This is a genomic window from Symmachiella dynata, assembly GCF_007747995.1.
Lineage (GTDB): Bacteria > Planctomycetota > Planctomycetia > Planctomycetales > Planctomycetaceae > Symmachiella > Symmachiella dynata.
Genome location: NZ_CP036276.1, coordinates 2985688 through 3011165 on the forward strand (window position 1 = coordinate 2985688; position 25478 = coordinate 3011165).

The window sequence follows — 25478 nt, forward strand, 5'->3', positions numbered from 1 at the left end:
TTTGCACTCAGTATGCGAGGAAATATTCAACGTATCCACTTGGTTTCGCGTAACAAACATAGCAGCGAAGGCGTCCGCACTTCTTGGATATGGTGACTTCTGCCGCGACCTTAGGCAAGTCCCGAGTCAATTGCCGCCGATTTTGCCGCTTGCTATGATATAAGCCGCGTTGAATATGTATGAACATGCAACTTTGCCCTAAATAGACGCGTTCAAACCGCGAGGAGTCCCATTCGATGGCTGCCGATCAACACGACAAAAATGTTTCAAGACGCCGATTTCTGGCTACCAGCGGCGTTGCCGCCACAACAGTGGCCATGACCGCTAAAAGCTATGGCAAAGTGCTGGGCGCCAACGACCGCATCCGGGTCGGTTTTATCGGTGTGGGCGGCATGGGCGGCGGGCATGTGAGGGCCTGTTTGAAATTGAAAGAGTCGGACAATTTGGAGTTTCTAGGCGTTGCCGACTGCTGGAAGACCCGCGCCGATGCAGCCGCCAAGCAATTGGATACCGATAGCTACAGCGATTACCGCAAAGTGCTGGACATCAAGGAGATCGACTACGTCACGATTGCCACTCCCGAACATTGGCACTCGACAATGACCGTCGATGCCATGGACGCCGGCAAAGACGTCTATTGCGAAAAGCCGATGACGCACTCGATTCCTCAAGCGCAAGAAGTCATCAAAAAGCAAAAAGAGACCGGCAAGGCTATCCAGGTCGGTGTGCAGGGCATGTCGGACGATAGTTACAGCTCGGCGGCCAAGGCGATCGAAGAAGGCGTCATCGGACAAGTTGTCCAAGCCCAAATCGAATACGTCCGCCGCTACGATACGCAAGGTCCTTGGCGGAAACGTCCTTCGGTCGAAGGGCAGCCGCAACCGGCCGATTTGGATTGGGATGCCTGGTTGGGGCATGCTCCTAAACTGGACTGGAATCCGCATCACTATTTTGAGTGGCGGAACTATTCGCAGTATTCGGGCGGCATTTGCACCGACTTGTTCATCCACCGCATTACGAGGATTATGAAAGCCTGCAACTTGCTGTATCCTCGCCGTGTTGTCGGCATGGGTGGCATTTGGCAATGGCCCGATGGACGGGATCTGCCGGACAACTTCGAGATGATTTGCGAATATCCCCGCGGCATGACGGTGTACGTATTAGGAACCATGAGCAACCGTGTTGGCATCGACCATTTGGTCCGCGGCTATCGGGGCACGTTGTACTTTACCGGCAGCGGTTGGGTCGCCAAGGACAAAGATGGAAAGATCTTGGCTCAACACAAGAAATCCGGCGGCGAAGATATTGTGTTGCACCACAACAACCTGCACAACCACCTCCGCAACGGTGAAGAATTGAAGTGCCCGACCGAGTTGGGACTTGCCGGCGTTGTGGCTGTGAACATGGCCAATGAATCGTGGCGAACCAACCAAATGATGGGTTGGGATCGCAAGAACGAAAAAATGGTCCCCGCCAACGAGTTGGACCAATCGCACATGCCTGAAGAAGAGGCATAATTCACGCAGCGAGCGGATTCTCTCCAAAGCGGGAGAATCCGCTCACGGCGCTGCGGCGGAATTGAGTACCTCTTCCCACAGCGTCACGTTCTTTTCCACGCTATACGATGCTTCTACGGTCGCGCGTCCCGCGGTTGCGAGTTTCCGACGTAAATCGATATCGTCAGCCAACCGCTCAATCGCTTCGATCCACGCGGCGGTCGAATCCGCTAGCAAGCCGTTTTCGTCGTGCGTGAGAATTTCGCTGTTCACTCCCACCGGAGAAGCAATCGCCGGAATTCCCAGCGCCAAATATTGCAGGACCTTAAGGCCGCATTTGTACCGCGCCCATTCATCATCCGGCAGCGGCATCAGGCCGATGTCGAATGCTCGCAAATCCTCGATTTCACGCTCCGCATTCCACGGCTGAAAACGGACTTTAATGTTGTCGAGCGACGTCAATTCCGTTGGCGGTTCGCGTTCAGCGATGATTCGTAATTCATAGCCCCGCTCCGCCGACAATTTCCGTAGTGCTTCCGTGATCAAACCGAGCTGCGGATAATTCCCCGCAGTGCCGGTCCAACCGAGCACAATGGGTTGATCTACGCGCTGCATCGGCGGTTGGTATTCATAACGCGACAGGTCCAACGATGTGGGAATCAGGACGGTACGCGGATTATGTTTATCGCTATAGGCCGCAATCAACCGATTGCCAGCAACGACGGTGTCGCAGAGCGCTGCCAGTTCTTGAAACTTCTGCGGTGCACTCAGGAAAATACCATCGTCGACATCCAATACGATGGCCGGAGCGACGCGGCGGAATTGCTTTTCAAAGAATGTGATTGAGCTGCTGAACAGTTCCCGTTCAACCACCACCACATCAAACCGCGACCAAGCGGCCCGCAATAAATCGAGCGTGCGCGCACCCGCACGGGGAAACTCACTCAATCGGTTCCCCAGCCACGGCCAACCACGGTACTTGGGCGGTCTGCTCGGTGCGACGACACAATGATGTCCCCGCTGCTCAAAATACGGCACGTATTGCAGAACCCGGAAGCGACTGCTGGGGACTTCGCGGCCGGATGTAAGAAACAATATCCGCATCGTGTTCCTATTCCGCCGAATCGCTGGAGGTGAGAGAATCTGTCTTCGGCCGCGCCACGACGGTCAATCCGCCCCCTTGCCGTAACCACGCCCAAACCTTGGCGGGTATTGCTAAGAGCAGTACCAGTCCGGTTCGCGGTGCATCGCAATGTCGAATCAAAGTCGCCGCCAAACGCGAGTTGGGAAAACGGTCGCGCCACCAATAGCCGAGACTACCCACGAGATTGTTGGCCGTTCGCTGGTAAATGATTCGATCGGTTTCAAAACCCGTTTCGCTCAGCAATCGCTTTACGGTACGGGGAGTGAAATGTTGCAGATGACGCGGCAAGTCGAGTGCATACCAAAACCGACCAAAAAATCGTCGGTCCCAGGCACCGAAATTGGGCACACTGAACATCAACCAACCGTCCGGCTTGAGGATGCGGTGAATCTCTCGCAACGTCGCCTGAGGATCATGAAGATGCTCTAAAACCATCCACAGAAAAACAGCGTCGAAATGGTTCTCGGGGAGATTGGCCGACTCCAACGTGCCGAGTTGTACGTCCAACCCGCGTTGCTGCGCGGTGGCGACCGCATCGGGTGAAAATTCAACGCCGCTGACTTCCCACCCCTGGGTTTTCAGTCGCTCCAGAAACCATCCGTCCGCGCAACCGATTTCCAGCGCCCGCCGCGGGCTTTGCGTGAGCGGCGGAATGAATTCCCCCTGCGGATCCAAAAACCACCGCAGACAACGGCGTAGTGGCCCGACACGTTTGGCCGCCGTGGTTTGCGGTTTCGCAGCAGCATCATCCGGGGCGTGGTAGGGCGCATATTCGGGGGGGTAGTACGCGCCGATTGTTTCCTGTGTTGGTCGCGGATTCAGGTAAGCGTGTCCACAATCGCCGCACTGCACCAAGCGAAACGTACCCGGCAGGCCCAGCAAGCGATCCGGTCCGGTCAGCATCAAGTGGGGTTGGTCCGCGCCGCACAACGGGCAGGAGGTCTGTTCCCAGTCGACGCCTAATTCCACGCCTTTCGACTGGGTTGATTCACTGGTCGGCATTGCTGTGGTCCCCATTTTGCCGAATGCGATCTCTCAAGCCTACCAGATAGGTCACAAACATGACTGCAAATTCGTTGCGGATACCGTACATCACTCCGCCATAGGCAGCGGCTGCGGCGAGAGCGGCTACGATGGAAGATAATCGAAATCCCAGCAGGATAACACAGTATGCCACGGCTATGGCGACAACAGCGCCGAACATCGAATCGCGGACCATGCGTAATACTCCGCCAAACCCAACTCCTTGAATCCGCTTGCGTAATAGCCACAACATGCTGGATGCATTGAATAAATAATAAGCCGACGTTGCCGAAACGATGCCAATGACTCCCCACTGCGGCGCGACCAAGAATTTGGTGATTGCGCCCAGCGTGAAGCCGACGACCGAAATCCGCACCGGTGTCCACGTATCATTGAGCACATAGAAGACGCGGGAAAGCATCTCGCCGAAGCTTCCCGCGATCATGACCAAGGTATAGATTTTGACCAGCCGCGAAACCATTTCGGTATCGGCCGGGGTAAACTCACCGCCTTGGAATAAATCCTTGATGACCGGCGTGCTGAAAAACAACAGACCGACTACCACCGGTGTGAGCACAAACGCCAAAAACCGCATGGCATAGGCCAACTCATCTTTGAGGCCTGCTCGATTTCCGGACGACGAATGTTGGGCAATCACGGGAAAAACCACCACCGACAGGCCGCTGGATGTGAGAATTAGCATCGCGCTGGTGATGGCCCAGGAGTAGTCCAACAGCGGAATGCTGGTCGGCTGCAACAAATACCGGTCGACCAACGGATCGAGTTTATAGTAAGCCGCTCCTGCGACCAGGGGCGCCATCATGTGGAGGATTCGTGATAATCCCGCGTCGGTTCCGAGCCGCATACGGGCATGCCGTAGGAATAACGGCAACTGGATGGCGGCTCCGAGGATGGCGCCGATCAGCACGCCGTAGGCAGTGGCGGCGATCCCTAGTTTTTCGTGTAGCAGCCAGGTCGACAGCACCGCGATGCCGCTACCCAGAATCGGGCTCAGCGCCGGCAACAGAAACCGGTGGTGGCATTGATGCAGCGCCTGCAGCACGCCGATCATTCCGTTGGTGACCGTCAGCCAGACCACAATGCGAAACAGACCGACGGTTAGCTCCAACTGCTCGCCGGAGAAATTCGGATTCAGCCGAGCAATGAGCGGATGGGCGGCTAAGCTAGCAAAGATGGCAAAACTGATCGTGACCAGCAGCATCAATCCCACGACAGATCCGGCGGTTTCCCAAGCGGCGCGGCGTCCGAGTCGTTCGCGGCGTTCGACAAAAATCGGCACGAAGGCAAAATTCAGGGTGCCAATCAATATCGTGCTAATCACCAGCGGGATCGCACGTGCTGCCGAATAGGCTGCCTTTTGTTCGCCCGTGCCGTACAGATCCGCTAGGATTTTGAGCAGCACAAACTGCAAGACCAAATGCCCAAACGAACCGGCGCTCAGCAGAAACACGGATTTCAAAGAACTCTGCCGTCCGGCCATCCGCGGTCACTTTATTGGGGTTTGGTTGCCAGATCGTCCACAAAAATCAGCAGGGCAGGGGGGGATCCCGCCGGGGAGGGCGAAATCAAATCCCGTCACCCTGCGACATGGCACAATTGCATTCCGCCACGCGTTCGTCCTTGAGCAGCGGAGAAATCGTATACGAAGCTTCCACCGCCACATCGGCCCAATCCTTGGCGGCTTGCTCGGAGACAAACGGCCCAAAAAATTGAAAACCTCTGCGAATCGTGCCCAGACAGACGATGAATTCGTGTTCGACACTCATTGGACGGCTCCGCGGCGAAAATTGCATTTTGTGTTCAGATTGTTCCGGGGCTGCTTTCGAAGGGAACAAAGGTTTAGATTAAGCAAACCGCTGGATTTCGCCAACCCCTGAAGCGGCCGCTTCCCGCCTGTCACGGAAAAAAGCAGCGTGATTAGGGGCAAAACCCAAAAGCCTCCACGTAACGATCGAAGACGATCGCCTCGTATTTGAAAGCATAGGCTTCCGCGTACGGCTCCCCGCGAGAGGCGTCCTGACTCCAGTTGGTGATTCGATCATGGTGGTGGCCGAGTTCGTGCAGGAAGACGTGAAGCAGTTGATACGCCCTCACCGTCGATTCATTAAACTGCACATGGTAGAACGGGCCAATATCGTCTTCGTCCTTCGCAAACGGGATGCTCAATCGTTGGTACAACTCCGCATGTTGCTCTACGAATTCAACATCGTGGTACGAAATCAGTTCGCGTTCCCACGCACAAATCGCGACCTGACCGGAGTTTTGCCAGCCACTGCAATCCTGGTTACCGCTATCCAGAATGATCTCGTTGAGCCCCACGGAGAGCTCGTCCCAATCGGGCAACAAATCGACGAACATCAGCACATCGCGTTTGCGTACGAAATGCCGATAGCCTTTACCCGGCTGTTCGCGACGGATGAGCGGAGCCGTCCGCGTCGGCGCACTGCGGTTCTTACGCTGCGCACGTCCGTCGACGACCTTGGGTGTCGACTTGCGTTGTGAATAGCGGCGTGTTGGTTTCTGTGGATTTTGACGAGGCATCGCGGACTCCCAATTGTGCGGACAATCGACCCGCATTCTTGACAGGGATGTCACACAGCAGGTTCGCTAGCAAAGACGCGGTCATAGGACTCTAACGCAATTCCGCCCAACCGCTCGGCCATATTTCGATACGCTTCTCGGCGGTAATCCCAATGATCGGCCCGGGCGACCTGCTCCAGCCAATCGCACAGATGGATTCGGCACAGGTCGTCGAAATCCTCGGTCGACAATTCCGCCTCTTCCCCGGTGACGCGATTCCGAATGATGAACGGCGGCGTGCCGCGTTTGGCGCAGGCGTCCAACGTCGAGCGGTCCATAAAACAATTCCAAAACGCCAACCGCTCCGCCCGCTCGCCGATCAACTCCGCCACTTCGTCCCGTTTTTCCAAGGGGAGCGTGAAGTCTTGAAAAAGCTCGGTTCCGTAGATCGAATGGAACATCGCCGCCCGGCACAATTCATCACTACAGCCCCACGCACGAAGGTCATTGTGCACGCCGATGGCATGGGCGATGTATGATTTCTTCGTATGCGCAACATCATTCGCCCCAGCGGCGATGAAATAGTCGGTGAGTTGTTTGAAGGTGGGGGAGGTCATAGTGTGCGGATCCATTTTTAAAAATATTGAGTCGTGTTTTATACCGATGGATACGTGAGCGACTGGAATCAGTTGACGTGGATTATTGCCGTTTTACTCAAAATTCTCCATCCACTCAATCGCTTGAGGGATACCCTGTTCCAGCATCGGGAAATAATGATCCCCTTCGGGAATCGTTTCAAACGTGACATTTTTTCCTTGTGCTTCCAAGAGACTGACAAACTGCCGCGACTCCGAGATGCGGACGACTTGATCTCCTTCGGCATGGAATAAAAACAAAGGGCATTGAAAATCTGCCACATGCGTCTGCGGGCAACTGCGGGTTAAGAATCTTTTGACGTGAGGGAACACCAGACGCAAAAGCGGATTCTTGTCGAGTTCGACCTGCAGTTCCGTAAAGTCTGATCCAGGCGCATAGGCAGCACAACCGCACAAGCGCGGTTCATGCTCAGCAAACAATAACGCCAACGTTCCGGCCGAGCTGTGCCCAGCGGTGAAAATTCGCCGAGGATCGATCGCGGGGACCTTGGTGAGTGCAAACTCCAAGGCGTTGCGCGCATTCACAAGTCCGGCCCGAGCCAATACAAACTCGTCATAAGCGTCACCGATGTCGGAGCCATCCGCATTTTCGGGATCGTCGATATTTCCATCCAGGGAGTAGGCGACCACTGCAAAGCCGGCGTTCACATAGGGGATGTGCTCCGGCGCCGAGCCTTCACCCAGATTGCTTCCCCTTAGTAAATTTGTGCCCGCAGGCGCTACCAACACGCAGGGCAGTGATTTGTCCGCATGCTCTCCCACCGGCAAATACAGCCACAACTGCATCGCCGTCCCCGGGCCGCCCCAATTGTTTTTGAGTTGGACTTTGGCGATTTGGAATGCGTCTTCCCCAACCGTTTCCAGTTCCGGGTCCGGAAAATCGGGGATCGTTACGGCAGCCAGATTGTAGAGGTCCTCGTTTCCTCCAAAGTCATCACTCTTCCAAGCCAAGAAAGCCAATGCACCAATTACACACATCACGAGTAGCGCAATGGCTCCTGAACCGAGCAGGAGCTTGGTCGATTGTGACATCGGTGCGGCTGCCCGCTGGGGGGATTTCGGCTGAGTCGCCTTCTTCCGCGGACGAACCTTTTTCGTTGGCAAGGGGGCCAGTTCTTCTATGACTTCTTCCTCAACTTCCACATCAATCCCCGCCCCGCATTCCTGGCAACGCACCCGTCTCCCCTCAAGGTCGTCCTTGACGCGATACGTTTGAAAACATTCGGGGCAAGTAATATCGATCGCCATGGTGAGCGCCTATGAACCAGTAAGACTTATCTGGGAATTATAATCAACGTCTGTTGCAGCGATGGTCCGTTGCTTCGTTGACGATCGCAAGCAGTATAGATCGGCCAAGCAGTCGCCCGGCTCTCGCGCTGATTGATCTATAATCTACGCTTTCCTGGCGCTCAACACTACAACATTTCTCGACAGGCTTAACGTCTGAACCAAAATAACAAGACCAGAGCAGACAACAGTACAATCCAGACGGCAATCGACCGTCGCGTCGCTGTTTTGGCACGCTTGGCTTCCCACCAGCTTCGTGGTCGAACCCCCTGGATCAAAAACGTACCGACGCCGGCCAAATTTACCGAGATCACGTTTGCTACGGTTAATAACATCGCTCCGCTTGCGAGATGATACTGGCCGGAACCAATCAGCATGCCGCACGCAACAAGCGGCGGCATCAGCGCTACTGCAACCATCACGCCGATCACTGCTCCCGAAAGTCCGCGGGTAAAAGCCAAAGTCCCGGCAGCGCCGGCGGCCAATGCTAAGAGAATGTCTCCCAGATTTACATCCGTCCGCGCTGCGATGGCTTTATTGTCTGGATCGACTCCGAAAATGAGCCCGACGATCACAGCTACCGCAAACGCCGCCACGACGCCACTGACATTCGCGACGAATGCCCGCCGCATTAACTGCCAATCTCCCAATGTTGTTGCCAGTGACAGTGCAACATTCGGTGTCAACAGCGGTGCAATCACCATCGCCCCAATGATCACCGCCACATCGTCGCGAATCAGTCCCACGGCAGCCACGATGGCTGAGAGAAACGTCATCGCCAGAAAAACAGAGGTGACGCCAAGATCCTCGACCACATTCGTATACAGTTCCTCGCGACTGATCCGCTGTTTTTCACCGAGGGCGGCATCGGATTCGCCGTTGAGGGACTCATCGGTTTCCTCTTCTTTGACCGGTTTGGGGCGTGGCAGGACTGCTTCGACGGGGGAGAGGATCACGTGAAAGCCTTCGAGGTTGGCGTAGCGTTCCTCGAACCGGTCCATGATCGGCTCAGTTTCCTCAGCCGGGACCAGCAGATGCAACACGATCTGTTGCGCATCCTCATCGCGCCACCGCCCAATCACCTCCCGCCCCTCTAGCAATTCGTCGAACTCTTGGTCCGAGTTATCGGGTAAGAAAATCTGCATCAACCGCAGTGCCATGAATTGCTTTCTGTTTAGAGGCTACTGACTAACCTGAAGTTCGCCGATGTGAAATCATCCGCCCCTAAAGCCGAGAGGGGCAGCACGCCCAATCACACCACCGGCAATTCCCACGGTTTGCGATATTCCGGACGTGTCCGCAGTGCATTCGCTTCGTCATCGTCGATGAACGTTTCCGTTTCCGGGTCCAAATGCACTTGCCGACCGACGCGCCAGGCGATGTTACCGGCGTGGCAGAGGACTGAGGACGGGTGGCCGACTGTTTCTAGGTCGGCGTTTGGTTTTTTGCGGCTCTTCACGCAATCCACGAAATTCTGAATGTGCGAAAGGCCATCGTTGTTGCCCGATTGTTCGGCCAACAATTTGTGCTTCGGTCCGTAAGCTCGCCAGCGGCGGTTGCCGATTACGATGTAGCCTTGATCGCCGTAGATCACCGCTCCCTCGCCTTCTCCCTCATGATTGTAGGGCGTCCAGACCCGCATTTCGTAGGTGAGAATTTTTCCCGGTCCGTCCTCCTCACCGGGGTACTCGTAATTGACTTGCAAGGTGTCGGGCCACTCTTGGATGTCATCGAAGTACCACTTGCCTCCCAGTGCGGAGATCTTCGTGGGCATGTGCAGCGGTTTTCCCCCTTGGGCTTCGACAGCGGTGCTGAGTGCCCAACGCGCATAGTCCAAGCGATGCACGCCGTCGTTGCCGAGATCCCCGGCGCCCAGTTCAAAGAACCACCGCCAATTGGCATGAAACCGCATTTTGTTGAATGGTCGTTTCGGGGCAGGGCCGAGCCAACGGTCGTAATCGATACCCGCCGGGGGGCTGCTGTCTTGTGGATGCCCCAACGAACCTTGCCGCGTACTTTCCCAGGCTTTAGCCACCAGAACCTTACCCAGCGCGCCGGTGGCAATGTAATCGATCGCTGCTTGAAAATGCTCACCCGTCCGAGCTTGCGTCCCCATTTGTACGATGCGGCCATGTTTACGCATCGCCTGCACCATGCGTTGTCCTTCGACCATGTTATGGCCGTCCGGTTTCTCAACGTAAACATCCTTGCCCGCTTGGCAGGCCATGATGGTGGGAATTGCGTGCCAATGATCGGGAGTGCCTACGACGATCACGTCCAGTGTCGGATCATCGATCAACTTCAGGAAATCAGTTTCGGCTTTTGGCGCACGGCCTTGAGCAATTTTAACCACCTCGACGCCGCGCGACAGTCGCTCGGGATCAAGATCACAGACGGTGGCAACATCGCATTCGGCCAAGCCCGCAAATGCGGTAATCAAAAACTGCGCCCGCCCACCGGTACCGATGCATCCCACACGCAGACGCTCATTGGCGGGGGCCTTTGCCGCTTGCGCTTCTCCCAACAAGGCCGCGGCTGCGGCAGCGTTAGTGGCCACAGCTGCTGAACTTTTCAAAAAACCGCGCCGATTCGTCGCCGACATATTCGTCTCCTCCTGGTAAGCCATGGATGCACTGGGAGCCGTCTGGGCAGATGCCCATTATAGGAACCTTGTCGGCAAACAGGCAAACGGAGAACGAAAAGCACTTTTAGAATCGCGCGAGGCGTTAATTTGTCCGTTGGCAATGTGCAAAGACGTGCACACCGCGCGCCCGAATGGGGCACGGGTGTGCAATCCATTGCAGATCGACAGAGGCGAGCGTGCCTATCGCAGATGCACGCCGATTACTTGATGAACGAATCCAACGCGCCCGTCTTGGAGAGAATCACGATCACAATCAACACCGGTGACACGAATCGAATCGTGAACAACCAAGCCGCTGCCAACATCTCTCCCACGACGCCAAACGGAGCAAAGCCGCTGTTACGATCTTCATAGCTGACAAACCAGCCGGCGAAAATTGCGATGGCTAATCCGCCCAGCGGAAGCATGTAGCGTGTGGTTAAGTTATCCAGAAAATCCAAGACGCTTCCGTCACATGCCGAAGCAATCCCCAGCCCCCAGACCAACCCCCCGAAAACACAAGTAGCAATGGATCGTTTCATCTTCCATTCGTCGACGAAATACGCAACCACAACTTCCAACAAGGAAACGGCGGAAGACCAAGCCGCGAACACCACCAGCAAGAAAAAGAAGCTGGAGACAGCCGCACCGTATGGCATTTTAATGAATAGGGCCGGCAGCGTCTTGAACAGCAACCCCGGTCCTCCCTCAGCTTCCAGGCCAGCATGAAATACGACGGCAAAAATCACGGTACCGGCCATCAAGGCGATGAGCGTATCGAGAAACGCAATCGCTATGCCGTCACGAATGACATGCCGCTCGCTCTTGAGATACGACCCGTACGTCACGATCGCCCCCATGCCCAATGACAAGGTAAAGAACGCGTGCCCCAAAGCCTCTAGCACGGCCGCGGCGCTCAGCTTGTGAAAGTCGGGTTTGAACAAAAACGTCAACGACTCTTCCAAGCCACCGGTGTAACCGACGTAGATCAACAGAGCGATGAGCATCAAAAAGAGGACTGGCATCAGGATTTTACACAGTTTCTCAATCCCACCATGAATCCCGCCCATCACCACGATCATCGTTAATGCCATAAAGATCGTATGCCAAAGCGAAGAAAGTTTTGCGCTGCCCGCCACTTCAGCAAATGTTCCCTCGGCACCCAATTGAGCATCGGGCATGAGACCCAATGAAACCGCCAGAAAATGCAGCGCCCATCCAGCGACGACGGCGTAAAACGAGAGAATCAAAAACCCCGAGGCCACCGCCATACCACCGGTCAGATAAGCGAGTATCCGTCCCAACACGCTTCCTTCAGCGGCGAGGTTCCGCATCGCTCCTAGAATATCGCTGCCGCCGCGACGACCGATGATTAACTCCGCATACATCAACGGCAATCCGACGACGGCAATGCAGATTAAATAGACCAACACAAACGCGCCGCCACCGTATTCGCCGGTGATGTAAGGGAATTTCCAAATATTCCCCAACCCCACGGCGCTCCCGACCGCCGCCATGATAAAGCCAAAGTTCGTGGCAAACCCGCCACGGTCCGGGTTGCCTTTAACGCTTGCATCGGCGAGTTCTACGCCGTTTTGATTCGGTTGGCCACTCATTGTCGCTCCCCCCCTCCGAATGATTATCGTAGGCCACAGCGCGCAGCTATGGTGTTATAGTTACGGTCACATAATAACTGAAGCGCAAATGAGTGGCGTTTGTTACAGGATAATTTCTATCAAAGCCGTGGAAATTAGAAAATTCTGGGGGCGGGCAGATTGTCCGACAGAATCATTCTGGACAGCGGTGAACGGGGCAGGGGAGTGTTCCTCAGTCGTCGGAATGACAATTGGCTGGTCAAAACGCGAGCGCATTCTTTATGATTGCTGGAACGGGCCGTGGACGGAGCGCGGCCCTTGCCTCGAGTTCCGATTTTACAAGCAGCGACTTTTGAACAATCTCACAGCCAGCCAACAACAGGCGGTCGACCACAAGGAGGGACCGCTGCTCGTGCTTGCCGGTCCCGGTTCGGGCAAGACGCGGGTGATCACGCACCGTATCGCCCAGTTGGTGCAAAGCGGCGTGCATCCCTACAACATTCTGGCGATCACCTTCACCAACAAAGCGGCTCGTGAAATGGGTGAGCGTGTTGAAGCGCTGTTGCCGGATGCCAAAATCTGGGTCAGCACGTTTCACCGGTTCTGCGCACAATTGCTGCGCAAGCACGCACGCGGCGTCGGACTGCAGCCGAACTACACGATTCTCGACACCTCGGACCAACGACGGTTGCTCAAATCGGTGCTTACCGAGTTGGGGCACGATGTCAAACATTTTCCACCCGCCAAAGTGGCGGCGCGGATTAGCTCCAGCAAAAATCGTCTCGTCGGCCCCGAGGAGTTTGCCCTCAACCCTGGGGGAGGAATAGGCGATACAATGTTGCGGGTTGTGACGGAGGCCTACCCCGCCTATCAACGCGCGTTGCAAGACAGCAATGCGGTCGACTTCGACGACCTGTTGCTGCACGTGGCGCGCTTGCTGGAAGAAAACCCCGCCTTGCGGAGCCAACTGGACGAGCGGTTTCAATACGTTCTCGTCGATGAATATCAGGACACCAACCTACCGCAATACCGCATCGTCCGCGCGTTGTCACAGGATTATCCCAATCTATGCGCCACCGGTGATCCCGATCAATCGATCTATGCCTGGCGGGGGGCCGAGATCGGCAACATCTTGCGTTTCGAACAAGATTATCCCGATGCAAAAGTCGTCCGCCTGGAACATAATTTCCGCAGCACTAAGGCCATCTTGCGGCAAGCGGATCTGTTGATCGGTCACAATTTTAACCGCAAAGCCAAGGAATTGCTGACGGAGAATGATGAAGGGCCGCCGGTCGAGTTATTGACGTTCACCGACGGCGCTGCCGAGGCAGAAGGGATCGCGCTGCGGATTCAAGACCTCGTGGATCAAGCAGGCAGAGCGTGGTCGGACTTCGCAATCTTTTATCGGGTCAACGCACTTTCGCGAAGCATCGAACGAGCATTGGCCCGCTTTCACATTCCGTATCAAGTCGCCGCCGGTGTTGGGTTTTACGACCGGGCCGAAGTCAAAGACATCGTCGCCTACCTACGGCTGATCGCCAACCCGGCTGACCGGACCGCGTTTGAACGAGTCGTCAACGTCCCCGCGCGGGGCATCGGCAAAACATCACTGACGCGTTTAACCGCTTGGACAACGGGGCAGGGGGGCGGTTTGTTGGAAGCAGCGGCGCGTGCGGAGGAGGTCCCCAAGCTAACAAAGCGCGCCGTCAAAGCACTGCATGGGTTTTACGAATTGATCTCCCAACTGTCGCAACGCACGGCGCAGGGAGTCGCCGAGTTGATCACGCAGGTCGTTACACAAACCGGCTATGATCATTCTTGGCTGGATGACCCCACGGAACAAAACATGGAGCGGGCTGCCAACGTCGATGAATTGATCTCCGCAGCCCGGCAATACGATGCAGCGCACGGCGACGATGCCACGTTGGAAGGATTCCTGGAAGAAAGTTCGCTGATCAACGATGTGGATAGCCTGGATGAACATGCGGGCAGCGTAACATTGATGACGTTGCACGCCGCTAAGGGGTTGGAATATCCGGTGGTCTTCATCGTCGGTGTTGAACAAAACCTGTTACCGCACGAACGGGCAATCAACAGTGACGACCCGCATGAACTGGAAGAGGAGCGACGTTTGTTGTTCGTGGGCATGACCCGTGCGGAAGAGCAGTTGATGCTCACGCAAACAGCAGTGCGGGATATCCGCGGCCAGCGACTCTCGACGATCCCCAGCCCGTTTTTGTTCGAGATGGATCTCGCCGCCACCGTCGTCGAAACCGACAGCGAATATATCGCGTGGGACGATGACTATGCCCACGACGATTCGCTGGACGACTTCGAACCGATCATCAAACAGCGCCCCGAAGAAGACGCGCCGCGACCACAAATGATGACCGCCGCCGACTTGCTCAATGGCACCAACACCCCGACGGATATTCCGCGCGGTTTCAGCATTGGCATGGACGTCCGCCATCCGCAATACGGTGTCGGCACCGTCCGCAACGTCGACGGCTTCGGTCGCCGCAAAACAGTCACGGTCGAATTCGCAGCAGGGGAGTGCCGCAACTTCGACATCGCCAAAAGCCCGCTGCAACCGGTCGGGCAGCGTTAGTTAGTGGTGTTTATTAGCCACAGATGAAACACGGATTGAACACAGATCAAACAAAAGACGTGCATTCCATGCAGGAAATCTCACGCCAAGGCGCAGAGGCTGCAAGGAGTCGGGCATGGTGAGTTACTTTGCTTTGCGATCTTTGCGCCTTTGCGTGAGGTTTTTTTCGTAGTGCCAAGTACAGCGGCGCTTTTTTAGAACATCAGTCCAACACCTTCTGCAGTATCACCACATCCAACAACCGATCAAACTTACGACCGATTTCCTTGAGCACGCCGACTTCGACAAACCCGAACATTTTGTTCAAATGCAGACTTGCTTCGCTTTCGGCTGTGACGAGGGCGATTAGCGAATGGAAACCGTGGTGGCGGGCTTCTTCGATGATTGCTGCTTTCAGCGCGCGGCCGATGCCTTGTCCGCGATGTTCGACAGCCACATAGAAGGTCGTCTCCGCACTGATGTCGTACGCCGGTTTTTGATTCCAGTGGGACAGGGAAGCCCAGCCCACGACATCGTTGTCGACTTCGGCGACGAGAATGGAATAGCGCGGGCCGTGGTCGTCAAACCACTGTTGTCGTTCGGCGAGTGTTTTTTCATCGGTGTCGAACGTGGCTGTCGAATCGCGAATGGCGGCGTTGTAGATGTCGTTGATCGCGTTCAGGTCGCCCTGCTGGGCCGGTCGAATCACAGGCATGAAATCGCTCCGTATCAGGTGAGCTGTTGGAGGGCAGGGGCCCATTATAACGTGGCTATGTGAATCGTCATTCTCTAAATCGAATTTCAGGTTGTATGGCGATTCACAGTTCCCAGCGGGCGGGTCGCTAGACTACGATCAATCGAACACTTCCTCAGACTGAGCGGTTTCTTGAATCACACACAAAATTCAAATGCGACGAAACGCATTGCCATCATTGGCGGCGGCCCGATTGGGTTGGAGGCAGCTCTTTACGGCCGTTTGGCGGGCTTTGACGTTGAGCTCTATGAAAAAGGTCCGTTGGCCGCTAACGTGCGGGACTGGGGACATGTGCGCCTGTTCAGCCCGTTTCGCATGAACGCCTCCAACTGGGGGCAACGCGCGATCGCCGAGCAACTACCCAATGTGGGGCTGCCCCAAGGCGAACAATATCTTACTGGCCGCGAATACGCCGACCATTACCTGCTCCCGTTGAGCCGACTCCCGAAACTGTCTGAATGCCTGCACGAACAGACGACGGTCGTCGGCATCAGTCGCATGAATTCTTGGAAAGCGGACCTGATCGGAAATCCTGCCCGCGGCAATGATCCGTTCCGACTTCTTTTGCGAGATCGCAGCGGAATAGAACGCGATGTGTCCGCTGATTATGTGCTCGATTGCTCGGGCGTTTATCCGCATCACAACTGGCTCGGAGCAGGGGGGCTGCCGGCAGTGGGGGAGACTTCAGCGGCCGGCGCGATCGAATACGGCATCCCGGACATATTGGGCAACCGCCGCGATTTGTATGCGGGGCAGACGACGTTGGTCATTGGCGGTGGTTATTCGGCAGCGACAGCGATTACAGCATTGGCACGACTAGCCGAATCGGATAAAAATACGCGGGCGATTTGGATCACCCGCTCCGAGCGCACACCGCCGCTGGTGGCCATCGAAGAGGACCCCTTGCCCGAGCGCGGTACATTGACGGCGAAGGCCAACCGGTTGGCGATGTCAGCGGACTCGCCGATTACGTTGATGCCGCAACGCATCATTCAGGGAATTCAATGCTTAGCTGGGCAGGGGGGCTTTCGCGTGATTGTTCGTCACCGCGAGGAGCATGAAATTCTCTCCATCAATCGCATCATTGCCAATGTAGGATATCGGCCCGACCGGTCGTTATACAGCGAACTGCAAATGCACGAATGCTATGCCACTTCAGGACCGATCAAGTTGGCGGCTGCGTTGTTGGGGGAGACGTCAACCGATTGCCTGAATCAGTCCAGCAACGGAGCAGAAACGTTGCGCAATCCCGAGCCTGGTTTTTTTATCTTGGGGGCAAAAAGTTATGGGCGCGACTCGCGGTTTTTGATTCGCACGGGTTTGGAGCAGATCGCCGATGTCTACGGTTTGCTGACCGCGGAACCGGGGGCACCCATGTCGCAAAAAAGCGAGCAGGGGGCGCAGCAACAGCAATGAGCATCGCAGACATCCCGTCCGTTGAACTTCAAGCATTGGATGAGCTTTGGTTTCAGGTCTCTGGCACATTGTGCAATTTGCAGTGCACGCATTGCTTCATCAGTTGTAGTCCGCACAATGACAGCTTCGGGTATCTGTCGCTCGATGAAGTGCAGCGGCGACTTGAGGAATCGGTCGCCTTCGGTGTCAAAGAGTATTACTTCACCGGTGGCGAACCATTTCTGAATAAAGAGTTGATCGCCATGCTAACCGCGACGTTGGCTTATGGCCCCGCCACCGTGCTCACGAATGCGACGGTTCTCAAACCGGAGTGGTTGCGCGAACTTCGCGCTGCGGAAGAGGGGGCGGTCTACAGTTTAGAAATCCGTGTCTCCATCGACGGACCGACTGCTGCGATCAACGATCCGATACGCGGCAAAGGCACATTCGAACGCGCGATGCAGGGCGTAAGACTGCTGGTTGAGCATGGCTTTCTACCCATCATCACGATGACGCGCACCTGGGACGAAGCAGACGATCCCGAAATCATCAGCGCCTTTCGCACAGCGCTGCATGAGTTGGGTTATCGGCGACCGCGATTAAAGATTTTGCCGCGATTACAAATCGGAGCAGAGGCGCAACGGACTCACGGTTACGATGCCAATGATGTTGTCACGCAAGAAATGCTGGCCGATTACGATGTGGGGCAATTGATCTGCGCGCACAGTCGCGTGATCACCGATCAGGGGGTCTGCGTTTGTCCGATCTTGCTCGACTCACCGGCCGCGCATTTGGGGGAGACATTAGCGGAATCGACATCGCCCTTCCCACTTGTCCACGGCGCATGCTACACCTGTTATCAGTATGGCGCGATCTGCACGAATCCTTCGTCACAGGTTGTCGAACAACAGCGCGCCGCGGATGGCGAAAACTGAAACGAATGAGTCGGGGAGTTGCGCGGTGCATTTTGCGGTCTTTGGCGGCATCTACAACAACTATCTCGCGCTGCAAGCGGCGATTGAGGATGCAAAGCGCGCCGGTGCCGAGGCGCTCTATTGCCTGGGCGACATGGGGGCGTTTGGTCCGTATCCCGATCGCGTGTTCGCGCCGCTGCGCAACAACAGTGTGATTTGCATTCAAGGCAATTACGACAACAGTATCGGCAACGACCTGCAGGATTGCCAATGTGGTTACACCGATCCCCGCGACAATTATTTTGCCAAGCTGAGTTACGATTACACATACGCCAATACGTCGGCGGAGAACCGTCGTTGGTTGCGCGACTTGCCGAGCGAGCATCGTATCGAAGTGGATGGCCTGAGAATTCTGATGTGTCACGGCAGTCCGCGCAAGACCAATGAGTTTCTCTGGGAGTCGACAACCAGTACACAATTTCTCGACAAGCTCGCCGATGATTATCAGGCCGATCTGATCCTGGCCACGCATACGGGAATTCATTGGCAGCGCGAATTGACCGGCGGGCGACGGTTCGTCAATGTGGGGGTGCTGGGCCGACCCGAAAACGATGGCCGGACGGTGGTTTGGTATGCACAAATTCGCACCGGCAGTGATGCGGTTGCTGGGGGGATTGACATTCAATTCGTACCTCTGGAATATGACCACCTACGTCTGGCGCAAGAGATGCGCGACGAACGTCTACCACAGGAATTTGTGTCGACGATCCAGACCGGTTGGTGGACGACTTGCTTGGAGGTGTTGCCCAGCAAAGAGCGTCGTCGTGGGCCGTTTTGAAATAGCAAAGGACGGATCAATTGAGAGCAGTTGTGCAAAGGGTTTCCCGGGCTCAGGTTTCGGTCGCGGGTGAAGTCACCGGAGAGATCGGCAGCGGCTATTTGGTGCTGTTGGGCGTCACTGCCGAAGATGGCCAGGATGACGTCATTTATCTGGCCGCCAAGATTGCCGGACTGCGGATTTTTGAAGATGAGGCCGGCAAAATGAATCTCTCGCTGGCCGATGTCGGCGGAGCGATGTTGGTCGTCAGTCAATTCACACTTTTGGGCGATTGTCGGAAAGGGCGTCGCCCCAGTTTCATCGCGGCGGCCCGTCCGGAAATTGCGAATCCGCTTTACGAAAGTTTCGTTGCGGAAGTCCGCGGCCATGGGATCGAAGTGGCGACCGGCCGGTTTCAAGAACAGATGCAAGTCGAGTTGGTCAACGAGGGACCGGTGACCATTCTGGTCGACAGCCGCAAGGAATTCTGATGTGTGAATTCAAAATGTTGCCAGCACATTTGGCAGGGGAGTTCGCCGCAAAAAACAACGTCCGCATTTGGCTGGCGAACGAAAGGCTATTCTCGTGAAACCCTTATAATACAGGGTTTTTAGGGTATTGTTAATGAAACATAACGGACATTATCGGACGTTGCGGATATGCTGAAATACTGGTGTTTCAGCAATGCGTACTTAGCTGTTGGGCTGCGACGTTCTCTGGCGACTGTTCGCGCACCGGGCCATCGAGATGATCACTTGCCACTCTGATCGACCGGTTAGCTATTGGCGTCGGGAGTCATCTCAGCATCCGTATCAGCATCAGCGGCGGGGTCGTTGTCGGTGGCCGCGAGCGTTTCCTCAATAGCGGTTTCTTCAAAGACTCCGATGCGGCGGAATTTCTCATAACGCCGATCGAGTAGTTCCTCTTTCGAAAGTCCATCCATCGATTTGAGGCTTTCGGTCAGACTGGCTTTGAGAGCCATCGCCATCCGCCGGTGGTTGCGGTGTGCGCCTCCCAACGGCTCGGGAATCACCTCGTCGACAATCCCCATTCTCAAAAGGTCGGCTGAGGTAAACTTGAGCGCCTGGGCCGCCTTGTCGGCATGTTTCACATGCTTCCATAAAATGCCCGCACAGCCTTCGGGGCTGATCACCGAATAGTAGGCGTGCTGCAAGACGGCAACGTGGTCGGCGATGCCGATTCCCAAAGCTCCACCTGACCCCCCTTCCCCCAGCACGACCGCCGTGATCGGTGTCGGGATGCGCGACATCTCGCGGAGGTTGTATGCGATCGTGTAGGCTTGACCGCGTTCTTCGGCACCGATCCCCGGATAGGCGCCGGGCGTGTCGATGAAGCAGATGATCGGCAGTCCATATTTGGCCGCCATTTGCATCCGTGACAGCGCCTTGCGATACCCTTCGGGATGAGCGCAGCCATAGTGGCAATCGCTTCGCTCCTGGATCGTCCGTCCTTTTTGCTGGCCGATCAGCATGATCTTGCGACCGTTGATTTTGGCCAGTCCGGTGAGAATGGCGCGGTCGTCTCCAATCGCTCGGTCGCCATGCAGCTCGACAAATTCGTCGAACACCAGTTCGATGTAGTCGGGCGTTTGTGGCCGACCGGTCTGTCGGGCCACCTGCACCGTTTCCCAGGCACCAAGATTGTCGAAAATTTCGCGCGTCAATCGCGTGATTTCCAACTTCAATTGGCGGATCTGTTCGGCGTGTTCAGGCGTCGAATTTTCTTGCGCATTGAGATCGGCCAGTTGCTTTTCGAGTTCTTGAATCGGCCGCTCGAACGGGAGCGGTTGATATGTCGCCATCGCTGATTCTTGTTCGCGGAGGGTGAATTGAGTGACATGCCGGATAGGGCGGTACGCCCCAGATGGTCGCGACTTCAACGCCCCAGGTCAAGCAAGCCGCGATTTTCTGTTCGCGCAGTTTTCGATTTGCAGGCTGCTGGCTGCAAACGGACCTGCGACATGAATGGCGATGGCCACTTAGACATCGGGGAGCGTCTTGAAGATATCCTCCATATCGTCGATGCTCATGATCGTTCCTTCAGATTCTTTTTCCGGAGGCTTTTGCTCTTGTGGAGGGGCTGGTTTGGGTTGGGGCGGTTGTGCTTGGCCTGGATCCGGCGCCGGAGGTTGCTGAGTGGCTTGGGGCGCAGTTGGTTGCGGAGGCTGTTGCTGCTGCGGCGGCATCGGTTGTGGCGGCATTTGCGGTGGCTGCATACCTGGAGGCTGCATACCCGGGGGTTGCTGCATACCCGGTTGCGGATACATTTGATTCTGCATGGCTTGCTGGTGCATCATCTGCTGGTAATACGCCTGTTGCTGTTGGAGCATTTGCTGATGCATGGCCATTTGTTCGGGGGTCATCGCCTGCAGCGGCATGCCTGGTTGCGGGAAGGGTTGCGGAGGCTGGCCTGTTGGTTGTTGGGGCGGCTGCTGGGCAGGTTGCTGCTGTGCTGGAGGCGCAGGAGCTTTCGGCTTTTCGATGGGCTCGGCTTTGATATTGACCTTCGATTTGGTTTTCTCAGGGGCTTTGACAGAGCCAGGATTCTTTTTGAGCGCCTCGGTTCGCATCGCGTCCAATCGACTGTCGATGCGTGACGCGATGCCCTCATCTTGATCTTTGAGTTTATCCTCGTTGATTTCTTGTTCCGTCCGTTGCGCCTGCTCGGGGAGAGATTCTTTGAAGATTTGGACGTTACGGAATTCGGACAAAAATTCATCGATGCCGCTTTGACGGTTCTTCGGCAATTTGGCGAGCATCTTCAAAACGATCTGGTCCATTTCCGCCGTAATGTTGTCGTTGAATTCCGAAGGGGGGGCGGGAGTGGTCTTCAGATGGTCCATCAATAGTTCGTCGGGGTGCGGCGAACGAAACGGGGGCCGCCCTGCCAAGATTTCATACACCGTAATGCCGAAGCCATAAATATCGGCGATGGGTGATAACGGCTGATTGCGAATTTGCTCAGGAGCCATGTAAGTCCGCGTACCTTGTACGGGCCCCTTCTTTTTGCGATTGACCATTTTGCCCAACGAACCGGCCGGCCGGCCTGACAATGAAAAGTCAATCAACCGCACCTCGGAGGATTTGTTAATGAGAATGTTCTCTGGCTTAACGTCCTTATGGATCCAACCGCGTTCGTGCATATGGGACAGCGCCATGGCTGTCTGTTCGATCAACTTGCGCGCTCGCCGCTGTATGGAGGCTTTATCGCTGACCAATTGCACCTTGGCGTTGGGAGCGCGAAATAACTCCATGGCGATATAGGCGTGGTTGCGGCTCACAATGCATTCGTAGACCCGGATAATATTGGGATGCTCCAGTGACTTGCCCACCTTGGCTTCCAACTTCAAGATCTGCTTTTGTTCCTTGTCTGCAAATGCCTCGGGGAGCAACACCTTCAGCGCAACGGTCCGCCCACTCCCGGAATCGTTCGCTTCCCAGACTTGGCTGTGTCTCCCTTGCGACAGACAGCTGGACAATTTGTAGTTGTCGATAGATGATTCATTTTCTGACACGGGATACTCTTCCTTCCTTAGTGCCTACTTCAGGCATATAAACTGAGCAACGCATTCCGACCTGCCCTACGGGGTGCGTCGTTGTGCGGAATACAACCTGGAATTCGCAATTGCCCCAACTGCTTGGGCAATTTTCAGCTGTGATGTCGAGTCAGGTTGCGTGAGCGCGAATCCCGCCGTGTTTTGTGCGGACATCGCAGTGAGCCACATGACTAGCACGCGTCGTGACGCTACTACAAACCTCTAGATTTTGTCTTACGCGGCTGCGACTGAAACTGCTTTTTACTCTTTTCGGTTTCTTCAGGTGCGTCGAACTCCTGAACCCACGGACGCAATTTTGTTCCATCGGTCAATTCCATCGACGCGTTGACGATCACTTCGTCGTTTGGTGAAAATTCTCCCGATACATAGATCCGCTCCGAATTGATTTGGGCCAACGGAGATATCTTGATGTCGCGAACGACATACTCTCGAACAACCTGGACCTTCCGCTGCCCGTTGTCAGAATTGGAAATCGCCAAGGCTGGGACCACAGCCACCGGTTCGGTCGGAATCAGATCGACATAGACCGCTTGGCCGGGGTGAAAATTTCCTTCGCTGTTTTGAATTTGAATCTTCGCCATCGAGAGCGAATCGATCAACGGGCGTAATGATTCAAATCGCGGTGGCGGTGCATGGATTGATTCCACGACAGCCGAAGCTGCTTGGTTTTCTACTGTGACCGACATTTTGTCGCCCGCTTTGTATTGTGCTCGACCTGCAGGAATCTCCGCGACCAGACTCGTCAAATCGGCCAATTCCGCCACTGCCTCCCCTGCTCTCACGAATTGGCCCGGGACAACATGCACTTGCAAAATGGTGCCCGCAAATGCGCCGCGAACAACCATTCGATCTTGATTTAGTTCAGCCAATTCGAACGCCGCCCGCGCTGCTTCCAAATTCGCGTCAGCCAAGGCGATTTCATCGGCCGCACCGCTTTTTGCCTCGGCAATTTTTCTTTCAATTTGCCGCGCTGTCACTTCAGCTTTGGCTTTGCGTGTTAATAGTTCCGCACGCGTATCATCCATGCGAACCACGTCAGCTTGCGACGGGATCACATCTCCCGGTTTGACGTGGACACTTCGTACAATGCCATCCACCGGCGCGATGACAGCGATGGAACGGACCGGCTCCAGCCGCATCGGAATTTGATAGGTGCGTGGATCTTCAAGCACCACAGCCCGGCGTTTGATCACCAAAGCCGCGGGGGCTTCTTCAGCGTCTGCCTGTTTCGTAGACCGCCGATTCGAATTCCGGTCTTGTGCAACACTAGCAACAAGTCCCAAACAGGAAATCGTGGCTGATATCGTGATGATTTTGAACGCCATACTTCTCGAATTCACGATATTTGACTCCTGGTTTACTGCGCATGCGCTTTCAGTCACTCCGCGCATGACGCGGAGCCCGGCTGATTAACTCCTTAAGCCGTCTACTTATAGGATACGGGTGCTGGTGAGGGTGTGTCAACATTTGTCACGGTGGCTGGGGCTTCTGGGCAGGGGGCCCCCCGCCCCACTTTGTCGTCAGTGTGTGACGTAGAAATTTCTTCCCCATTGCCCCCTGCTCTCTTTCGCTGGATGGCGAAATCTACTCAGAATATGCTATTCTGAATGGGTTTCGTGGAACTTGGACAAACCGCTATCAAGTGGCGATGTCCCAGGCATGATCTCTGTAATCGATGAATTCGCCTCGGGAGGCGCACGATATGACCGCTTTATTGTCCAACCTCGTCGTCCTGTCTGTTCTCGCGTCCCCCTTGGCCGATTCCAATGCCGTCGAGCTCCGCTATCGCGGTGCTTTGATCGAAACGGGACGAGAATCCAACGGCGACACCGTCAAACGGTTCAATCTCTACTGCCTCGTGAGCAAGGCCGAAGGAGATGGGCAGCGTTTAGCGTTTCTGGTTGATGAAAACGGCGGCGGTTCCTGGGCCTGGCCCGAACAATACGGCCAGATCGATCTCGATGCCGCGCTGCGGCCCACCAATCCGGCTCAAATCCGTCTGCTCTATACGCATGAAGGCGAACCGACTTCGATTCGCGTTCGGCGTCCACTATTTGAACATCACGATAAACTGGCCGAAAATGCCAACTGGACCGTCGGCAATTCCAAGTACTCAGTCGTCGGCTCCGCCAAGGTTCAGGATTGGGACTGCTGGCGCGTGGAGGCGGTCACGAATTTTGGCCTTCGCGAAGAACTTGCCGTAGAAAAACAAACTGGGCTGATCGTCAGTGCCCGTCGCGATTTAACGCGTGGCAAAGGGGTCCCCTTCTCTCTTTCCTTTGAGCTGCAATCGCACAAACCGCTCGAAAAAGCGGATCACGACAAATTGCAAAAGCCGATCAGCACGCTGGCCAAGTTGCAAGCGGACCTCAAGCGTCCGGAAAACGAAATGAATGCCGAATTGACCTCCGATCAACTCAAGGTCACCGAATTGATCGCCGAACAATTGCAGCAAGAAGCCGAGGACACCCCCTATGCCCGACTGGCCGCGTCCATTCGTCGTGATCTCAAGCGTCAGATGCGGCGTTATGATGAGGTCGAGAAACTCTCGGCAAATTTTGTCGGCAAAGCAGCTCCTGAATTTTCTCTGCAGCCACTACGCGGTGAGGCAATTGATGCCGCAGCCATGAAAGGCAACGTGGTCGTTCTGCATTTTTGGGACTACAAATACGACCCGCTCGTCGAACCATACGGCCAAGCCCCCTACCTCGACTATTCATATACCCGATATAAAAAACTCGGCGTGCAAGTTTACGGCGTGGCCGTCAACAGCCTGTTTTCCGACGCCAACACCCGTGGCGCTGCCTTGCAGAGTACGCGAAAATTCAAGTCCTTTATGAATCTCAGTTATCCATTGGCGATCGACGCTGGTGAACTGGTCGCAAAATTCGGTGATCCACGACGCGTGGGTGCGAAACTTCCCTTGTGGGTCGTCATCGGAGCCGATGGCAAGGTGGCGCACTACAGTATCGGGTTTTACGACATCAATCCCGACGAAGGCCTGCGTCCGCTTGATAAAGCAGTTGGCAAAGCAGTTCGAGCCAAACGCGAAGCGAAGAACGACTGACA

The 25478-nt window shown here is 55.5% G+C and carries 21 protein-coding genes; 7 read left to right on the forward strand and 14 right to left on the reverse strand.

The annotated features are described in order from the left end of the window. The first annotated feature begins 236 nt into the window (after positions 1–236). Positions 237–1517 (forward strand): Gfo/Idh/MocA family protein, encoded by a 1281-nt coding sequence (locus tag Mal52_RS11560; RefSeq protein ID WP_145376228.1) that lies wholly within the window; start codon positions 237–239, stop codon positions 1515–1517. A gap of 42 nt (positions 1518–1559) precedes the next feature. On the opposite strand, the gene Mal52_RS11565 is transcribed toward Mal52_RS11560, so the two are convergent. The 10 genes from Mal52_RS11565 to Mal52_RS11610 form a co-directional block, all read right to left on the reverse strand. After that, positions 1560–2600 (reverse strand): glycosyltransferase, encoded by a 1041-nt coding sequence (locus Mal52_RS11565; RefSeq protein WP_145376229.1) that lies wholly within the window; start codon positions 2598–2600, stop codon positions 1560–1562. 7 nt (positions 2601–2607) lie between these two features. Further along, entirely contained in the window at positions 2608–3642 is a 1035-nt protein-coding gene (locus tag Mal52_RS11570; protein WP_197534839.1) for a class I SAM-dependent methyltransferase, read from the reverse strand. After that, a complete protein-coding gene (locus Mal52_RS11575; protein ID WP_231962696.1) occupies positions 3629–5134 on the reverse strand; it encodes a lipid II flippase MurJ in 1506 nt (501 codons plus the stop codon). The genes Mal52_RS11570 and Mal52_RS11575 overlap by 14 nt, the downstream gene beginning before the upstream one ends. A 115-nt stretch (positions 5135–5249) precedes the next feature. After that, positions 5250–5450 (reverse strand): hypothetical protein, encoded by a 201-nt coding sequence (locus tag Mal52_RS11580; RefSeq protein ID WP_145376232.1) that lies wholly within the window; start codon positions 5448–5450, stop codon positions 5250–5252. A 151-nt stretch (positions 5451–5601) separates the two neighbouring features. Further along, positions 5602–6225, reverse strand: a complete 624-nt coding sequence (locus tag Mal52_RS11585; RefSeq protein WP_145376233.1) for a hypothetical protein — start codon at positions 6223–6225, stop codon at positions 5602–5604. Positions 6226–6275: 50 nt separating this feature from the next. Next, positions 6276–6821, reverse strand: coding sequence for a DUF6817 domain-containing protein (locus Mal52_RS11590; RefSeq protein WP_145376234.1), 546 nt, complete (start codon positions 6819–6821; stop codon positions 6276–6278). Positions 6822–6914: 93 nt separating this feature from the next. Beyond that, complete coding sequence (locus Mal52_RS11595; protein WP_145376235.1) at positions 6915–8108, reverse strand: prolyl oligopeptidase family serine peptidase; 1194 nt, start codon at positions 8106–8108, stop codon at positions 6915–6917. A 188-nt stretch (positions 8109–8296) separates the two neighbouring features. Further along, the gene (locus Mal52_RS11600; RefSeq protein WP_145376236.1) at positions 8297–9307 is read right to left on the reverse strand and encodes a TIGR00341 family protein; all 1011 of its coding nucleotides are present in this window, start codon (positions 9305–9307) and stop codon (positions 8297–8299) included. 92 nt (positions 9308–9399) lie between these two features. Continuing rightward, a complete protein-coding gene (locus Mal52_RS11605) occupies positions 9400–10749 on the reverse strand; it encodes a Gfo/Idh/MocA family protein (protein ID WP_197534841.1) in 1350 nt (449 codons plus the stop codon). Between the two features lie 242 nt (positions 10750–10991). Then, complete coding sequence (locus Mal52_RS11610; protein ID WP_145376238.1) at positions 10992–12386, reverse strand: sodium-dependent transporter; 1395 nt, start codon at positions 12384–12386, stop codon at positions 10992–10994. A gap of 331 nt (positions 12387–12717) precedes the next feature. On the opposite strand from Mal52_RS11610, the gene Mal52_RS11615 reads away from it, so the two are divergent. Further along, complete coding sequence (locus tag Mal52_RS11615; RefSeq protein ID WP_231962622.1) at positions 12718–14973, forward strand: ATP-dependent helicase; 2256 nt, start codon at positions 12718–12720, stop codon at positions 14971–14973. Positions 14974–15175: 202 nt separating this feature from the next. Here the strand turns inward: Mal52_RS11615 and Mal52_RS11620 are convergent, their stop codons facing one another. Further along, positions 15176–15667, reverse strand: a complete 492-nt coding sequence (locus Mal52_RS11620) for a GNAT family N-acetyltransferase (RefSeq protein WP_145376240.1) — start codon at positions 15665–15667, stop codon at positions 15176–15178. Positions 15668–15838: 171 nt separating this feature from the next. Here Mal52_RS11620 and Mal52_RS11625 point away from each other — a divergent pair, with 171 nt between their 5' ends. Genes Mal52_RS11625 through dtd form a run of 4 tightly spaced genes read left to right on the forward strand, consistent with a single transcriptional unit; the run spans position 15839 to position 19323 of the window. Next, positions 15839–17122, forward strand: a complete 1284-nt coding sequence (locus Mal52_RS11625) for a monooxygenase (RefSeq protein WP_145376241.1) — start codon at positions 15839–15841, stop codon at positions 17120–17122. Next, positions 17119–18036: a radical SAM protein gene (locus tag Mal52_RS11630; protein WP_145376242.1), complete on the forward strand. Its 918-nt coding sequence runs from the start codon at positions 17119–17121 to the stop codon at positions 18034–18036. The genes Mal52_RS11625 and Mal52_RS11630 overlap by 4 nt, the downstream gene beginning before the upstream one ends. Beyond that, positions 18023–18853: a metallophosphoesterase family protein gene (locus tag Mal52_RS11635; protein ID WP_145376243.1), complete on the forward strand. Its 831-nt coding sequence runs from the start codon at positions 18023–18025 to the stop codon at positions 18851–18853. Before Mal52_RS11630 ends, Mal52_RS11635 begins: the two co-directional genes overlap by 14 nt. 20 nt (positions 18854–18873) lie before the next feature. Next, complete coding sequence (dtd, locus tag Mal52_RS11640) at positions 18874–19323, forward strand: D-aminoacyl-tRNA deacylase (protein WP_145376244.1); 450 nt, start codon at positions 18874–18876, stop codon at positions 19321–19323. Positions 19324–19607: 284 nt separating this feature from the next. On the opposite strand, the gene Mal52_RS11645 is transcribed toward dtd, so the two are convergent. From Mal52_RS11645 to Mal52_RS11655, 3 genes are all read right to left on the reverse strand, one after another. Further along, positions 19608–20654 (reverse strand): acetyl-CoA carboxylase carboxyltransferase subunit alpha, encoded by a 1047-nt coding sequence (locus tag Mal52_RS11645; RefSeq protein ID WP_145376245.1) that lies wholly within the window; start codon positions 20652–20654, stop codon positions 19608–19610. Between the two features lie 177 nt (positions 20655–20831). Beyond that, on the reverse strand, positions 20832–22367 hold the full coding sequence (locus Mal52_RS11650; RefSeq protein ID WP_145376246.1) for a serine/threonine protein kinase: 1536 nt from the start codon (positions 22365–22367) through the stop codon (positions 20832–20834). A gap of 233 nt (positions 22368–22600) precedes the next feature. Then, positions 22601–23749, reverse strand: a complete 1149-nt coding sequence (locus tag Mal52_RS11655; RefSeq protein ID WP_197534842.1) for an efflux RND transporter periplasmic adaptor subunit — start codon at positions 23747–23749, stop codon at positions 22601–22603. Between the two features lie 362 nt (positions 23750–24111). On the opposite strand from Mal52_RS11655, the gene Mal52_RS11660 reads away from it, so the two are divergent. After that, positions 24112–25476: a peroxiredoxin family protein gene (locus Mal52_RS11660; RefSeq protein WP_197534843.1), complete on the forward strand. Its 1365-nt coding sequence runs from the start codon at positions 24112–24114 to the stop codon at positions 25474–25476. Positions 25477–25478 lie beyond the last annotated feature (2 nt).

Excerpts from the sequence above, each read along its gene's own strand:
- Mal52_RS11560 (WP_145376228.1), top strand. The coding sequence starts at position 237 with ATGGCTGCCGATCAACACGACAAAAATGTTTCAAGACGCCGATTTCTG.
- Mal52_RS11565 (WP_145376229.1), bottom strand. The coding sequence starts at position 2,600 with ATGCGGATATTGTTTCTTACATCCGGCCGCGAAGTCCCCAGCAGTCGC.
- Mal52_RS11570 (WP_197534839.1), bottom strand. The coding sequence starts at position 3,642 with ATGCCGACCAGTGAATCAACCCAGTCGAAAGGCGTGGAATTAGGCGTC.
- Mal52_RS11580 (WP_145376232.1), bottom strand. The coding sequence starts at position 5,450 with ATGAGTGTCGAACACGAATTCATCGTCTGTCTGGGCACGATTCGCAGA.
- Mal52_RS11585 (WP_145376233.1), bottom strand. The coding sequence starts at position 6,225 with ATGCCTCGTCAAAATCCACAGAAACCAACACGCCGCTATTCACAACGC.
- Mal52_RS11590 (WP_145376234.1), bottom strand. The coding sequence starts at position 6,821 with ATGACCTCCCCCACCTTCAAACAACTCACCGACTATTTCATCGCCGCT.
- Mal52_RS11595 (WP_145376235.1), bottom strand. The coding sequence starts at position 8,108 with ATGGCGATCGATATTACTTGCCCCGAATGTTTTCAAACGTATCGCGTC.
- Mal52_RS11600 (WP_145376236.1), bottom strand. The coding sequence starts at position 9,307 with ATGGCACTGCGGTTGATGCAGATTTTCTTACCCGATAACTCGGACCAA.
- Mal52_RS11605 (WP_197534841.1), bottom strand. The coding sequence starts at position 10,749 with ATGTCGGCGACGAATCGGCGCGGTTTTTTGAAAAGTTCAGCAGCTGTG.
- Mal52_RS11610 (WP_145376238.1), bottom strand. The coding sequence starts at position 12,386 with ATGAGTGGCCAACCGAATCAAAACGGCGTAGAACTCGCCGATGCAAGC.
- Mal52_RS11620 (WP_145376240.1), bottom strand. The coding sequence starts at position 15,667 with ATGCCTGTGATTCGACCGGCCCAGCAGGGCGACCTGAACGCGATCAAC.
- Mal52_RS11630 (WP_145376242.1), top strand. The coding sequence starts at position 17,119 with ATGAGCATCGCAGACATCCCGTCCGTTGAACTTCAAGCATTGGATGAG.
- Mal52_RS11635 (WP_145376243.1), top strand. The coding sequence starts at position 18,023 with ATGGCGAAAACTGAAACGAATGAGTCGGGGAGTTGCGCGGTGCATTTT.
- Mal52_RS11645 (WP_145376245.1), bottom strand. The coding sequence starts at position 20,654 with ATGGCGACATATCAACCGCTCCCGTTCGAGCGGCCGATTCAAGAACTC.
- Mal52_RS11660 (WP_197534843.1), top strand. The coding sequence starts at position 24,112 with ATGACCGCTTTATTGTCCAACCTCGTCGTCCTGTCTGTTCTCGCGTCC.